The sequence below is a fragment of the Lysinibacillus sp. ZYM-1 genome, from assembly GCF_001308875.1.
Taxonomy (GTDB): Bacteria; Bacillota; Bacilli; order Bacillales_A; family Planococcaceae; genus Lysinibacillus.
Genome location: NZ_KQ465113.1, coordinates 125827 through 141522 on the forward strand (window position 1 = coordinate 125827; position 15696 = coordinate 141522).

The 15696-nt window shown below is 28.4% G+C and carries 8 protein-coding genes; all 8 read right to left on the reverse strand.

The window, feature by feature from the left end; translation table 11 throughout:
• Positions 1-515: 515 nt before the first annotated feature.
• Positions 516-1703, reverse strand: coding sequence for a hypothetical protein (locus tag AO843_RS08745; protein WP_054610735.1), 1188 nt, complete (start codon positions 1701-1703; stop codon positions 516-518).
• Complete coding sequence (locus tag AO843_RS08750; protein ID WP_054610736.1) at positions 1696-2208, reverse strand: hypothetical protein; 513 nt, start codon at positions 2206-2208, stop codon at positions 1696-1698. The genes AO843_RS08745 and AO843_RS08750 overlap by 8 nt, the downstream gene beginning before the upstream one ends.
• 481 nt (positions 2209-2689) lie before the next feature.
• Positions 2690-3733, reverse strand: a complete 1044-nt coding sequence (locus AO843_RS08755; RefSeq protein ID WP_054610737.1) for a DNA-methyltransferase — start codon at positions 3731-3733, stop codon at positions 2690-2692.
• Positions 3734-3810: 77 nt separating this feature from the next.
• On the reverse strand, positions 3811-4668 hold the full coding sequence (locus tag AO843_RS08760; protein WP_054610738.1) for a phospholipase D-like domain-containing protein: 858 nt from the start codon (positions 4666-4668) through the stop codon (positions 3811-3813).
• Positions 4665-6584 (reverse strand): DUF1998 domain-containing protein, encoded by a 1920-nt coding sequence (locus AO843_RS08765; RefSeq protein WP_082389423.1) that lies wholly within the window; start codon positions 6582-6584, stop codon positions 4665-4667. Before AO843_RS08765 ends, AO843_RS08760 begins: the two co-directional genes overlap by 4 nt.
• Positions 6585-10100 carry a helicase-related protein gene (locus tag AO843_RS08770; protein WP_054610739.1) on the reverse strand — a complete coding sequence of 1172 codons (3516 nt, stop codon included), beginning with the start codon at positions 10098-10100 and terminating at the stop codon, positions 6585-6587.
• Positions 10097-12754, reverse strand: coding sequence for a DrmE family protein (locus tag AO843_RS08775; RefSeq protein ID WP_054610740.1), 2658 nt, complete (start codon positions 12752-12754; stop codon positions 10097-10099). The genes AO843_RS08770 and AO843_RS08775 overlap by 4 nt, the downstream gene beginning before the upstream one ends.
• Before the next feature lie 1024 nt (positions 12755-13778).
• Entirely contained in the window at positions 13779-14957 is a 1179-nt protein-coding gene (locus AO843_RS08780) for an RNA-guided endonuclease InsQ/TnpB family protein (protein WP_054610741.1), read from the reverse strand.
• Positions 14958-15696 lie beyond the last annotated feature (739 nt).

A 15696-nucleotide genomic window follows, 5' to 3' on the forward strand; every position in this document is an offset into this window, starting at 1 on the left:
AAAAAATCTCTAGTTTGGATTATTTCACTATTTTCTTTATTCAAAGAGAAAATTTGTATTATATGCATCAATCAAACTTACAAACTCTGTGTCTATTTCGCGATTATAATTAATCGTAAATTTCATCATCATCCCTGGGTTTATTCTTTTAGTACCAGTTGCATTATTACTACAAATTGATAAATGAATCACTTATGGAAACTATATAAAGTAAGTTTTTATGAAATTTATCTAATGAAAGTACGGAGTGACTGGGATATACAATATACAAACGACATGAGCATTATGCTCATAATGCAGGAGGGAAACAAATGGGATTATATTAATTAAATACTTGGATTATCGGACCATTTTTCTTAATATTTAATTTAATAAACGAACTAAAATTAATTATCAATCATATTCAATTTTAGTTCGTTTTATAAAGATATTTAAAATACTACAAATTATGTATAAATCAGAAACCTAATCTTTACTCAAAATTATTCTCTTTTACCACATAATTAAACTCGCTATTATTCACTATCTGGTTGTTCTCCACTAGGATTTTCTACTGTAGTAATCTTTACATTCGGGTTTAAAAATTCATTCTTATCTAGGGTCTCTATTATTTTATCATTGATATTATTATTTACTTTTTTTAAATTTCGTTTAATCTTATAATCCTCTATATTAACTATATACTTATTAAATTTATTTTCATGTGTGAATTTCTCTATACCACTCATTGCTTCTCTTAAATTTATTACTTCTTGAGCAATTACTTCTTTGTCACTACCATCATTCTTTTGGGATTGTTTCTCTAACCTATTTTTTCTAAGTCCTAAGCCTAAAAGAATCGTATTTGCTAAAAATCCTATTGCTATATATCCAACCATTATATCCATCAAAGTAGGACTATTTTTACTTATCTCTTTAATTTCTATTTTTTCAGAATTACCTTCCAATAATGACTCTTTTATAAACTCTATAGCAAGTATATTTAGAGTTCCTTTTTCTGTATCGAAAATTGCAATTATCGGCCGTGAATAACGAATATACGTATCAAAAAATGCATTATAATACTTATTAACAAAATTTTTATTAGCAGGATTTTTTAAAAATTCATCGAACTCTTTTTCATTCATTTCATCAATTAGCTTAAAATTGATTAAGTTATCAAGAAAAATATCAAACTCTTTTTTTGTTTTATCAATTTTTTTATGTATTTCAGTCTTTAGCTTATCGTTATCCTTACCTAACAAAAGAATTATATACTCTAACAAATTCTCAAGGTTTATCTCTTCATTTATATTAAAATTTGGCCAAATATAATCTAAAATTTTACTTCTATCCATTTTAATATCAATTTTCTTAAGAGAAGAATATAAATCTCTATGAAGCTTAAATATTAATTCAATTTTTTTTATTTTTATATTCGGTTTTAAAGAAACCAAATCACCTAGATAATAAAAATTTTCGGTATCTGTCCTATTATTTATATTAAAGTTTTTCAGTTTAGAATATTGATTGTATAAATCGAAGCTTCCATTAAAAATTATAGGGATTTGAGTTTCGGGTAAGTCTTCAAGCTTCTCAGTAAGTTGATCTAAAACATATTTTTTATAATATTCACTCGTTAAGTTATCTAGAATATAAGATATCTTCCACGGACTTAAATATTTGTTTGAACTTTGTTTAATTTTTAAATTAAATCTACTCATCATTTTCTCTCCTTTTTAGTTTATTAATAAAATCTGCAGCATCTTTAATCTCTTTTTTTAAAAAATCTCTTTCTGCTTTGATTTTTTCTAAGTCTTTCCTCAATTCAGCATTCTCTTCTTCAACTTTGTCATTGCTGTACTTTGTTATATTTGCTATAGAACCAACTGTAATACCCAAACATATCAGCACTAATGGATTGGAATCTACATCAACAAAGAATTGAACAAATTTACTATTTTGATCGAACCCTTGAAAACCTATCCCTAAAAAAATTATTACCAATCCTATTAAGAAATTGAACTTAGAAAATTTATAAAAGAAATTATCAATTTTTTTAAAAGACAATATTCTCACAAAAGTAGTTGAAAGTGTAATTAATGCTGCCCCAATATTAATTAAATTTAACTGAGCATCTGAAAAAGAATACAATTGTATATTAAATAATATCCCAAAACCTATCATCAAGCCTGAAATTAAATAATATATACTTGCTTGATCTTTCATTACACCTCACTCCTCACTCCTCACTCCTCACATTTATAATAGCAAATATTTCAAAAAATATAATTAGTTTATCTTACTTTTCTTTAATTTAACCTTATTTAAAGTTATTTACACATATTTGACTCCCAAATTAAATGCCACAGCAAAAAATCACCTAAAAACACAAAAAGCCCAAAATCCTTGTTATTAAAGGGTTCAGACTTTTTTGAAATCACATGATTCCTAAGTATGGAGACGGCGGGTCTTGAAACGGAAAATATAAAAAGTGCTGAAATACCAGTGTTTTCAATAGTTTTTCAGCACCTATTTTAAAGCCTGACCCACAGTTTGACCCAAAATGAGAAAAAACTTTATTTTGCTTACGGAGGCAAATATGTATTTCATAATAAGTTAATACCTTTAAAATAAACCGCCTAATATAATTATTAGACGGCTTTTTTTTTATTAGAATTTAATTAATTGTGTTAATAACAATCATTCTTCAACTACTTGAAATATCGTTTTCAAGATTAAAAAAACGATATTTTGCACCTTCTAGATATTCTTCAGTTATTTCGGATACTATCCATCTTCTGTTTAATTTTTCTGCTACCTCAGCTGTAACGCAACTACCACCAAAAGGATCAAATACTACATCGTTTTCATCGGTTAAAAACTTGATAAAAAATTCTGGTAGTTCATGTGGAAATCTAGCTGGATGTGTTTTTAGTCCTATTTCTTTACATGCTTTTAGATAACGGTCAGAAGAAGAAGTATTAGCAATTTCTAAAACGTTATCAGAAAAATCTTCAATAAATTTCTTCTCTAAATAACTTTCAAAGCCCTCTAAGTATTCCTTATATACATCATCAATATACTTTGCAAAATCTAATTCTGTATTGTAACCAATTAAATTCTGTGATATAGCTCCACCATTATCTTTTTGCCAAGAAGTTTCAGAAACTACATGTTGAGATGGACGTTTACCACTGTTATAACCGTTCTTTAAAAGCCTTTTCATACTCGCTTTATAAGGGACTAATACATTTTTATTATTAGCTTTCGGATTGTCAGTCTTAGATAACCACCACACCGGATTAACTGAATCCTTGACCCTTATTTTTTCAATATTTACCCATTGAATAGGACTTGGCAACTTCGCTGGATTATACCAGTAAAACTCTTGAGCCAAATTGAAACTTGATGGGCCATTACACAATTCTGCTAACAATTCGAAATGATATAAAGAGCGTACAGGCCTTTTAGGTTTATAAGCTCCACCAATATCAATTACTAGACTGCCATTTGGTTTAAGAATACGCTTAAATTCAAAAGCAAAATTATTTATAAACCAATTTATATATTCTTTCTCATCTTCATTCCCGTAGCTTTTTTTTCTTACTAAAGCAAATGGAGGTGATGTCATAATTAAATCTATACTTTCATCTGGAATCATTTTGATAAATTCAATTGTATCAGCTAAATAAGCTTTCCCTAAATTTGTTTCAAAATATGGTTTATTTGGAATTGAATTAAATATCGACATTAATATCCTACTTTCTAAATATAACTACCTTAATTATATATAAAAGTAGGGTATGCAGCAAAACTACTTTTGAATCACTAAATTTCCCTAAAGTGTGATAAATCTATCCAGCTTTTCACTAATAATGATATCTTTGAACAATCTTCTTCAAATAATTTTATTCCAATTTCAAATTGTTGGCTCAATGCTCTTTCACTAAAATTTGCAGAACCCAAATATCCATATCTATTATCAACAATTAAAAACTTTGAGTGAAACAATAGTTCATCATTAATATTTATTCTAGGCACTAAAATTCTCAAATTATCCTTAGGAAGGATTTTAGTAATATTATTAATAAAAGTTTGAGTGTATTCAAGTTCTATTGCATCAACTATAAACCATATTTTTAAATGTTGGTGAATGGCTAATGCCGATTGAATAGAATTGATTAAGATTCTTATTCCTGAAATCGAAAAATATGGCGCACAAAAAATTATCTGGTTTTGTGCAATAGACAAAATATCTTTTAAATACGCTGTAAGTTCCTCAAACTCCATACGTAGATTCTGAGGTAATTGCTCTTTTATTTTGAATTGCATATTCCATAATAATCTGCTCGGAGATTTTAAATTGAGTTTTACATTGAAATCTCTATAAAAACACATCATTTTGAAACTTTCATCCAATAATTCTTTGTTACTCAGACAATATTCTCCACTGCTTAATTCTTCAATTAAAGATTCGGATTTTAAAATACTAAATAAAACAGACACAATTTCGTTTGATTCAGGTAAATGTGGTCTTACCAGTAAAGTCCAATCTTCTTTACTAAAGGTTTTTTCTGTGGAATTTATAAATAACAATGAAGTTCTTAATAATTCAAGTTTATCTGTAAGATTATATTTTGTTAGAAATTTATATATATCTACGATTTTTCCACCTACATTAATCATATATTTACTTTACTATCAAAAAACCCTATAATTTCTTTCTCTCCAACTATTCCACCGATCAATAAAGTCCTACTCAATCCTCTATTAAAATGTTGACATGAAAATTTTAAATAAGAGCATGCATGGCAAGCTGCTTTATGATCTTTACAAACAGGGTCATATAAACATAGTTGTGTGTGATCAAAAGAAGCATTAATCCATCTTTCCAAATCATTTTCAAATGCCGCAATTAAATTCCCCATTCCACCTCCTTGTATTTTTGATACATAAATTGCATACGAGAAACTAGATGGGAAAATATATTCGGAGATACTATCAACATCTAATCCAATTATTGATTTTCCTGCATTCAGCATCATATGACTTAAAGTATGTAATAATTGGAATACTAGAGCAGAAATCATTTTTTCATCTAAGGCTTCATTTAATTTCAAATTAACTTCTGCTAATTCAGATGGATCATACATCCCTAATCTAGTTTTAAAGTATAAGAATAACTCTGATTCATCCTTATTTAATTCTTTTTCCGTTTTATCGATAAAACCATTGATTTCTAACCACTTAAGTATACGTTGTGGACTAATTTTAAAAATAATAGCCTCGTTTTCACTTAACAATACAGGAACAACGGTCTGTACTGATCCCTGAATTTTCTGTTTGTACGGATTTAGAATTACTTCATTTCTATTCGGACTTTTCCTTGTAAAGCCTGGAGATACTGTTAATACAGGAAATTTATCTAATAAAGTTGCTTTTTCTATACCTAAGATTTTAAATTTTGATTTTACATTCTCTAAAATATCTTTTTGCAAGTAATCCTCTGAATCAATCGCTTCTTCAATTTTATCATTAACAGTTTTACCATCACTTTCGTAAATGCTAAAAAGATATTCATGAAGTAACCTATCATTATTTATTAAATCTTCATCTAAATGTGTATTTATTGAGTTAAGTATATTTTCAATATCTACTTTTAATGACTTATTTTCTAATAACTGAGGCTGATTCATTCTTTCAGAAATTAATTTCAATACTAATTCTTTTTCTGCTTCATTTTGTGTTAAATCTAATAGATTACGCGCAAAATTATTAGATTCTTGAAATTTAAAGTTCTCTTTAAAATTCACTCTGTTTATTTTCTCCAACTCTAGTAACGCTGCTAATTGTACAAATGGGAAGTCATTATTATTTTTCCTTTCAATTAATTCTTCGTTGTTTAAATTTACTATACTTATTATTGCTGGTTTAAATACATCACCGTCTGATGCATGTTTACCGCTCATAAAACGTTTCATCTCTCCTGTTTTCGGTAATGTAGTGATATTTGCACCCAGAGATCCTAAAGTAATATTCTTCTTTTTGTTATACCATGTGGCAGTTAAAAAGCTTCTCGTATCATTCATTGCAATGCCATCATATTTCTGTTTAAAGCTGCTCCCCCCATTATGAGAAACTTTTAAACCCTTTAAATCTCCATTTTCATGAATCATCACATATGGAAATTGTTTTAAACTTGATTTAGCATTACAAAAAACACAATTTAATGTGGGATTATCATTCTTTAGGGACTCTATTTGGTAATACTCATGTACATTATCACAAGCGCTGCATCTAAACACTAACGGAAATAACTCGTATTCAACTTCTTGTATATCTCCGAAATAATATTTCTTAGGATCTTTAGGAAATAATGATACCGACATTCCCCCAGATTCTTCAGATTCCTGTGATAACTTCTCATTTAATGGCCATTTCGAGATAAATTTAATTAGTTCATCTTTAATTCTTGAAGTATCAAACGCTACTTTACTTAAATGTAAATTATTCACTTTGAAATATCTACCATTATGAAGGAACACTGCACCAGGTAAGTATTTAAACATTACCTGGCTACGTCCTCTCGTAAAATCGTACATTTATTTACCTCCTCTTGCATCTGAAGATTTACTATTATGCAACACTGTTCCTGTATCTCTTCCAACTTGAATTGGAATACCTTCTTCTATCTCTCTAAAGCTATTCATAGGGTTTAATACTTCTTTATCTTTAATATTCGTTGCTGTTGGACTAATTCTTATAAGCTCCATTTTTTCTTTATATAGATTTTTAATAAACACTTTTAATTTTTCTCTAGTAGCTAGCGGGAAGAATTCTGATTTACATCCATAAATATTATAAAGTTGTTCTAATAATTCTGTATGAGCTGAATTACCAGCAGCATTTCTATCAGATATATACTTATCCACTTTTCCGCATTTATCAAGTACCTCTTTATTATAGGCAGAATGAATTCCTAATAATAAACTGCATAAAATACTAGAAAATGATTTTTCAACAGCTTTTGTTGCCATTCGATTTATCGGGACAGGATCTACTAATTGATCTAAAAATTTATGGTTTTCAATAAAATATTGATATTGGGATCTTTCTTTTAAATTTGTAGATTTAAATGAAACAAACACTAAACCTACATTCGATCTTGCAGAACGACTTGAAGCTTGAATATATTCGGATTGTTTAGAAGGCATTCCTGCCATAAAGAAACTGTTAACCCTATCTAAATCAACACCATGACTTATTAAACTGGTTGCATTCAATACATTTAACTTCTCATCGCATGAAACAGTTTTTTCTGATTCGATACGATCTATAACTTTAATGATTTTTTCCATATCGTTTTCACCAGTTAAAAAGTCCGTGTTCAATTTCATATCTTCAAATTCATTCAATCTTCTATCTATATCGTATCCCATAGCTTTATTATTCACGTACACTGTAGATAAATCATAATCCCCCAGTATATCAATTAATTCAGTTGGATCTTTTAAATCAAATTCTTTTAAATAATCGCCTGGGTTATTATACATTTTAAAAATTTCTTTTTGGTACAAATAAACAGCCCTTGCTATTACTTCTTCTTGAGATTTGGAATGAGGGAGTAGACCTATATATAACCTTCTATCTCTCTTTGGTATAGATGTTGCATAAAATGACTCGCCAGGCTTATATCCCATCGAAGGATATTTTCTAGGTTTTCGCATATACAAGTGTTTTATATGCTTTTCATATGCCTCAATTGTCGCAGTAGCTGCAATAATTTTAGGAATATGATTAGGTGACTTTCCGTAAGTCTTTGCTAATTCCATTAAATAACCTTCATTATGTGAAGATAGTGAACCTAACTCATCTTTAAGCAAATGTAGTTCATCCTGTATGAAAAGCGTAGGCACTGGATCATAAAAATTATTTCTAGTTTTCATTATTTCTTTATTACTTTTGGATGCTTTAGAATCACAAGAATCATAAACGTCATATCTTCCTACTATGCATCTATCAGAAAAATATCCATGCTTTTCACATCTACCTTGTGCTTGTCCAAATAATTGAGAAAACTCTCGGTATCTGCCTGCTATTGCGGTTTTATCAACCGTTCCACATATAACACTCGGAACAAACCTGTATACTTCAGAATCCGTTATAAATATTGGAATATTTCCATTCATATTTTGTTTTACAAAACAACTATCATTGTTACATTTATGAACGTATCTCCATTGTGATTCGTTAAACAGAAAATTGACTTGTCCATTACAACTTGGACATTTATGAATCAACATTTTATTAATTTTAGATTTTTCATTAGCAAATGCTTCATCTTTAGTTTTTTTTCTAACAAAGTTGTCAGTATTACCACCGCCTGCAAAAAATCCAATTGAAAACGGCATTCCTTTTCCATTTAAACTCATATCAGTTAATCTGAATTTCTCTGCTACAATTAATATTTTCGCTATACGGTCTAATTGATTCTTTGATAGCATCCTTAAAGGAAATCTCAGCCAAGCTGACACTCCTCTATCTTTTCCCCTTAAACGGTCATAAAATAATGTAGTTAAAATTGTCCCTAAATACGCTTCAGTTTTACCCCCACCAGTAGGAAACCATAAAACATCTGCATAAAGTGATGATTCAACAATTTCTTCTGCTTTTGGATCATTTGAAAGCATTTCGCGATTGTAAAGTGTGGGAAACATTCTAACTATAAATATGATTTGAAATAGACGCCAACCAGTATATTTACTAACCTCTTCAAAAACTTGATTAGTTAAATTAAATCCTTTCATTAAATTTGAATCTTTTGTTAATGCATAGATACCTAATTCAAAGGATTTAATTTCTTCTTCGAATTGATTTAATAAGTTGCTACATTGATCAATTTCAGCTTGATTTATAAGTGAAATATCCTCATCGCCTTTATTATCAATGAAAACTTTCCAATCACTTGCATATTCTTTCATCTTGTAAGTAATCTCATTTAGTTTACTTAACGCACCTCTTGGGTCTATCAAGTCTTTAAAATCTACCGGAATATCATCTCTTGTTCGATATAACTGTTGAAAAAATCTAGGCATGAACTCAGTTACTAATTTTAAATCCTCAGAGTCTACTAACTTTTTAGCAATAGCAGTACAATTCAACCCTTTCACATCAAATTTATTATCTAAAATGTAATTATTTCTAACACCATCAAATATGAACGATTCATGTAAATTTTCGCTAATTAGTATTTCTATTTTACTATCGTATAATTCTATAGGATGGAACTCATATTCACTAGGATCTGACGATGAATTTATTAATGTAACTATTACTTTTTTATTATCAAGATTATGTAAATAATCTAACAAATCAACTTTCATTTCAAAACTATAGTTAGGTAATAAAACATCTATATCGCTTATTTCATTTATAAATGCATTATATTCTACTTCTGATTCGAAAATTTTTGGAATATCTATTATCCCTTTTTTACTCACTATTCCGTTCTTCGGTTTAAATAGCTCAGGATCTGATTTAACAGTTTGAATCAACATTTCAAAATCTTCAAATATCCTTTCATACGATCGTTGCTCAAATATTAATCCATCATTTTTATAATTAACTACTACATCATTAAAAGTAAATGTATGTTTCTTATATTTTTCAACTAATAATAGCCCCTTAGACTTTTGAACTTCTTGTCTATCCGACTCTTGTCCATCTTTTTTATCTAGGTTTAAATAATTCAATGACTCCATTTGTTCTTCAAATGAAGGCTTCACTCTTGTGAAAAATGAAAATTCCCCTGAAATCTTAAAGGAAATAGGTAATTTTTTATTTACTAAAAACTCCATTCCTATACTTACATTTTTAGAAATACTGCTGAATCTTACATCTGGATCCATTTCATTCTCAACTTCTAACTCATTTTCATTTTTAAAAATGCTATTAGGGAATGTCACTCCTCCAAAAATAATTGATCTAGGCTTTTTATTAACCACGTAGTCAATGCCTTTCCCTAACAATCCATCTCTAAGTACTTTTTCCATATATTCAGTAATTTTAATCTGTGTCTTTTCTTTCTCTTCAATTGAACTCATAATAATTGAACTCATAATTTTTCCTCCTGTAATGAATTTTCACTTAAAATTACAAAGGCTAATTCTTTCTCTAGATTTTTGTATAATAATTCGTTAGGTACGTTTACTCTATTTTTAGGATCTATATCTTTCACAGTTGAAAACGTGATTAAAGAAATAATATCTTCCGTAGGGATGGTAATATCATCACCAATCCTAATCCATTCCTCAACAAATTCATATTGAAGTAATTGCTTCGAATAAGAATTAATTAGACTGGAAATAGTTTTACCTAGTTGAATGTGAATACTTCTTAGTTTAGAAACCGAGCTTAATACAATTCGCATACTTTCCTCAAATTCCGTTTTACCAGAAATCTTTATTAAAGCCTGTAAATTAGTCTGATTTCTAACAATGTTTGTGTGTTTAAACCAATTTGCTATAGTTGCATAATTTTTAATATTTCCACCCTGTAAATTTATATCTTTTAAGATTTCTTCATAAATAGTCTTTTTAAATCTCTGACCATTATAATAATTTGTCCAAACACTTTCTAAAATCTGATTCCAGATACCAACGCCATGATTTATCCATTTCATCAATGGTGTAGTAGCAGCTAATTTTAATATTTCATTAAATAAATCTGATTTCATATCATGGTTTATTCTTATCCATAAATCGTCTAACTTCAATTTACTAACTTCTATACTTTTGATTAGTTCTTTATTAGCCCTTTGAATTTTTAAAGAGTCTTCCATAGGTATAAAAAGCCATTCTTTGGTCCCTTCGAAGTCTTCAACCTCTACTAATTGAGCCTCAGTAGTATTTGAATAGTTAAATAGACTTGAATTTTTTATATAATCATTTACAGTTAATTCATATTTATTATTTGATTTTAATAACTCTATCAATTTAACATCATCAAATATCGTAATATTTATATTTTCTGTATTTAATACTTCTGATACTTGAGTTAATTTAAATTTATAATTGTTTTCTACCGTAATTTTTAGTGGTTGCCTTAAATTATCATCATTTGTACATGTTATACCAATACTTTCCAGTGATTTGAGAAGGGTTCTACAATCACTAACATTTTTATAAATCATATCAATATGTTTAAAATATCTAGTTTTGTCATTTAACACACTTATTAATTCAATATTCACATCATAAAAATTGAATGAAGATAAATACTTGGTTGGAAATGGTGTTGTTAAAAAAAATGTATCTGCAACTGGAAATTGATTTTTCAATTGCATTTCATGAAACTCTTTATATGTTAATATTTCTACAGCACTCACATTATTTTCGTCCAAATTCGCTGAAATTAATTGGCGTTCAAAATTATCAATAATTAATATAATAATTTTCGTAGATGCGCTCTTTTTAAGTTTTGAATATAAAATTTCTCCTCTTAAACTTGTATTTAATTCATATAAAAGTTTATATAATTCTTCAAAAGCTCTATAAAAATGATGGCTTAAGTAAGTATCTATACTTTTTTCTTCTTCATCTGAAGGTGGAATTTGTTTGAACTTATTATAAATATCGTAAATATTTAATTGTTTATATATCCTCTTAGTTGTTTCATATTGACTTAAAGGAGTTATTATATTTAACATTTGGACCTTTAATCTATCAATATTTTGAATTTTCTCGGGGTATAATCCGTTAGATTTTCTGCATAATACTAGTTCATTTTCATAATTTATTAAAGCTTCAATTAAATTTTTATCAATTGATGAATACTCATTGATATTAAAACTAATATTACTTGATTTAACTACAGCTAAACTATTATTTGTACCCCAGGTATGGAGTAACTCATTATTTAATTCATATGGTAATAGACTGTTTAAAATACTATGAGTCGATTGAGTAACTGGAAATTTAAAGGAATTGTTATCAACTAAATATGATAGGCGTATATCGTTTGAAGGGAGTATCACTATAACATGCTGCGCTTTTTTCTTAGCCCAGTCTATTAACTGCTTAGCTCTTTTTCTATGATATGTTGGAATTAGATCGACAATAATAAACTTCACTTTTTTATCCAATTCATCGACCAATTCTTTCCTATGTGCGCGGTAAAAACCAATCCACGGTAGTGTACCATCATCGTTAAAATTTCTATTTTGAGAATTTGTATTAAAATTGAATACCTTAAATTGTCCATTTTTTACAATATATGTAGGTACATAATCTCTTAAATATTTTCCAAAAAAGGTAGAGTTCCAAACATGTTGTAATAAATCTATATTGTGAGAAACTAATAAAACTCCTTCATTTGGACTAAAGGCTATAAACTCACGCCCCTTATTAATGTTATTTCCAATTAATTTTAATAACTTTGATGCAATATCATTAAATACTATGTTATACGTAACTAATATAGAAAATGAGGATGCTAACTGCGGTAACGACAAGTAGGTAACCCCACCAAATTCATTGCATTTCCTTTTCATATTTTCTATTACGCTATTCAATATAAATTTATCCAAATTATTAATTTCGATTTTCCGATTATAATAATCTTCTGGATTACAAGCTATTCTTTCTTCAAAATTAAATACTTCGTTTTCAATAAAAGTAGCACCATAATCTTCTATCAAATCAAAATTTTCAGATTCATATTTCACAGTTGACGGTGTAATAAAAGAATTTAAATTTTGACGATTAATTTTCAACTTTTTCACCCTTACAATTGATTTATTTACTATATTTTACTCAATTTTTTTTTAATAGAAATTAATGCTAAAAATTTTCATCCAACTTATTACAGAAACAGCAATTTTAAATCAAAATAAACCCAATCCTACATTTTGTGAACTTGCATTAGCCTCTGCTATAAGTCGCATATAAATATAGCTTTAAAACAGTGGATAGATCAAAGTGGATTGGCTGATACAAATGATATCTATCTACATAGCACATTATGAATTCATTGGATTTGCGATGTCTGTGTATCCATACAAACTTACCTATTGAACCTGAGGCGGGTCTAACACGCAATTAGTCAGCCTCGGTCCGCAATCATTTTTAGTTTTCTACAATAATTACTATTTTGGTTGCTATATTAATTCTTTATGTGGAATTTTAATATTAAACTGCCTTCACAATGAATCATCTAATTATTCCGCAAATTATTTCTTTAAAAAATTGGTGACCTCACTTTTTTTGTTACATATAGTATATATTACTTATTAAAAAATTAGAAATTTCGAACTAGCAGGATAGAAAACCAGGGTTGTTTTTTTACATTAAAAAGAAGTTCAAAAATACTTAACTGTCAGATTTTATTTTAGTAACCGATTTTTCACTCAGGCTTTTACATTGGTCCTTTTTTAGTAAGTAATCTTTTCATCATTTCAATCCGCTTCGACATCTTTAATAAACGAATGTAGCCTATAAGACGGACTTCTTTCAAAGTGTCCATCTTATAGGCTACAGTTTATATACTCCAAAGGCTAATACTTCCCACAATTAAATCAAAATATTTCAATCGATTTGACGCTTAAACATATATAGGCGAAGCGTCGGAACTAATACTGCTTTATATAATAAAACACTTGGCGATTTATTAGCTTTAACTATACGCCATTCCTTCTTCATAGCACCTGTTTTTGCATATAATCTGCTACTAACATTTGTTTGAGGCTCCAAAGGCTTAAATTCCCGACGATTAAATCGGTATGTTATTAGTTTATAGAGTTAATATGTGCTATTAAATTTATTTATAGCCCATTCTTTTAAATTTATAGCTGCATGGTAATCTCTATTTATAGTATTGCCACATATACATTTAAATGTTCTCATCCAGCCTTTTAAATCCTTTTTAATTACTTTACATTGACTACATTTCTTTGAAGACGGAAAATAACGATTCACTAAAATAAATTTAATGCCAAATAACTTACATTTAAATTCCATCAAATTTCTAAATTCAAAAAAGCACTGTCGTTGAATTTGTTTAGCTCTGTGTTTATTTTTCATCATTAACTTAACATTTAAATCTTCCATAGCAATAAATCTTGGTTTTCGATTTATTATTTCGTTTATTACTTTACGTATATGATTTAAACGAATATTTCTTAATCGCTTATGCAACTTAAGTATTTGTAACTTAAGTTTATTTATATTTTTGGTTATTACCATTCTCCCTTCAACTTTATTCATTTCAAATTTCTTAGACAATTGTCGTTGTAATCTTTTTAATTTCTTTTCAAGTCTTATTACAATATCAGTTCGATTAATATTGGCATACCGTTTATTCTCACTAGTAACTGCCAAATCTACTACACCTAAATCTATTCCTATTCCTTCTTCAGTAAGGTCCATTTTGTTCGTTTCAACTTTGACACTTACAGATAACCACCAATTTAGACCATCAAAGTATATTCGCGGATTATAATATTCAATCTTTTCACCTGTTGGTATACGTCCTTTTTCAGCTAATCGGATTCGGTTTTTAATTTTTTTATTTTGCCTTGCAGATAATGAGATTTTTTCTAATGTCACATGCGTAGCACTAATTTTAATCTTATTATACTTATTAGCAAATGAGGGCTTTGATTTTCTTTTTGATTTGAACTTGGGATAATGATTAATGCGCTCAAAGAACCTAATAAATGCGTTACAAGCATCCGTTATTGCTTGGTTTAATAAATCTCTACTAAATTCATTTAACCAACTATATTCTTGTAATTCTTTAAGCTTTGTAAGTCTTTTCATCATCTCAAACGGTCTAATAAACTTCTTACCATTTTTGTAATTATCCCGTTGTTCAGCCAAGACCCAATTATATATATACCTTGCTGCACCAGCCATTCTAAAAAAACGTGTAATTTGTTTATTATTGGGGACAAGCATTACTTTGTACGTTTTATACATATAACCTCCCGCTAAAATAAAAACTTTTATTAGTAGTTATCCCCAAAATTAAAATAATTATGCTTGTTATATATAAAACCACAAATCAGTACTAACAATATTTTTTCAGGTTTTTATCTCGTCTTTATTAAAATTCAGAATATCTACTGCTATCATAAATATATAAATATTTTTCTTTTTATCTTATATCTCGCTTTCAACAATCTATTCCGCTCACTTCTGTGACATCTTATTCAAAAAATCTTTATTTGACCATGAATGCAAATAAAGCCATTAACCTAGCTCTATCTAAATTTAGATAGACCACTAATTTCATTTCGACATTAAATCCAACAAAGCAAATAACATTCCTAACTACTAATCTTCAAAAATCGTTTAACAATCTCATAAGTATTTAACTTATTTCACATATATCGAATAATCCATTACATTTCTAATTGGCTAGACCCACAGCATTCATTGGTCGTGAAGCAAAAAAGACACGTTGATTTTTTGCTTCGTACTCATAACAACGTTTTATATAGAAAGAGAAATCCAGTTTCAAATCATACTGTTGCCAAACTTTGAACTGGTCTGTATCGCATAGCTGTTGCTAGATACCAGTTAATCTCACCGTCTCTAATTAGCTCGGGGACCCAATAAGCGGTGATAATACACCTAAAAATACAAGAGGCTAACACTCCAAGGGCAAGAGTGAATAAATTAACGCCAAGTAAAAATGTGACTGCATAAATCAAGT

What these genes read in the sequence shown, in the direction of transcription:
- AO843_RS08745 (WP_054610735.1), bottom strand. Translation starts at nt 1,703, where the DNA reads ATGAGTAGATTTAATTTAAAAATTAAACAAAGTTCAAACAAATATTTA.
- AO843_RS08750 (WP_054610736.1), bottom strand. Translation starts at nt 2,208, where the DNA reads ATGAAAGATCAAGCAAGTATATATTATTTAATTTCAGGCTTGATGATA.
- AO843_RS08755 (WP_054610737.1), bottom strand. Translation starts at nt 3,733, where the DNA reads ATGTCGATATTTAATTCAATTCCAAATAAACCATATTTTGAAACAAAT.
- AO843_RS08760 (WP_054610738.1), bottom strand. Translation starts at nt 4,668, where the DNA reads ATGATTAATGTAGGTGGAAAAATCGTAGATATATATAAATTTCTAACA.
- AO843_RS08765 (WP_082389423.1), bottom strand. Translation starts at nt 6,584, where the DNA reads ATGTACGATTTTACGAGAGGACGTAGCCAGGTAATGTTTAAATACTTA.
- AO843_RS08770 (WP_054610739.1), bottom strand. Translation starts at nt 10,100, where the DNA reads ATGAGTTCAATTATTATGAGTTCAATTGAAGAGAAAGAAAAGACACAG.
- AO843_RS08780 (WP_054610741.1), bottom strand. Translation starts at nt 14,957, where the DNA reads ATGTATAAAACGTACAAAGTAATGCTTGTCCCCAATAATAAACAAATT.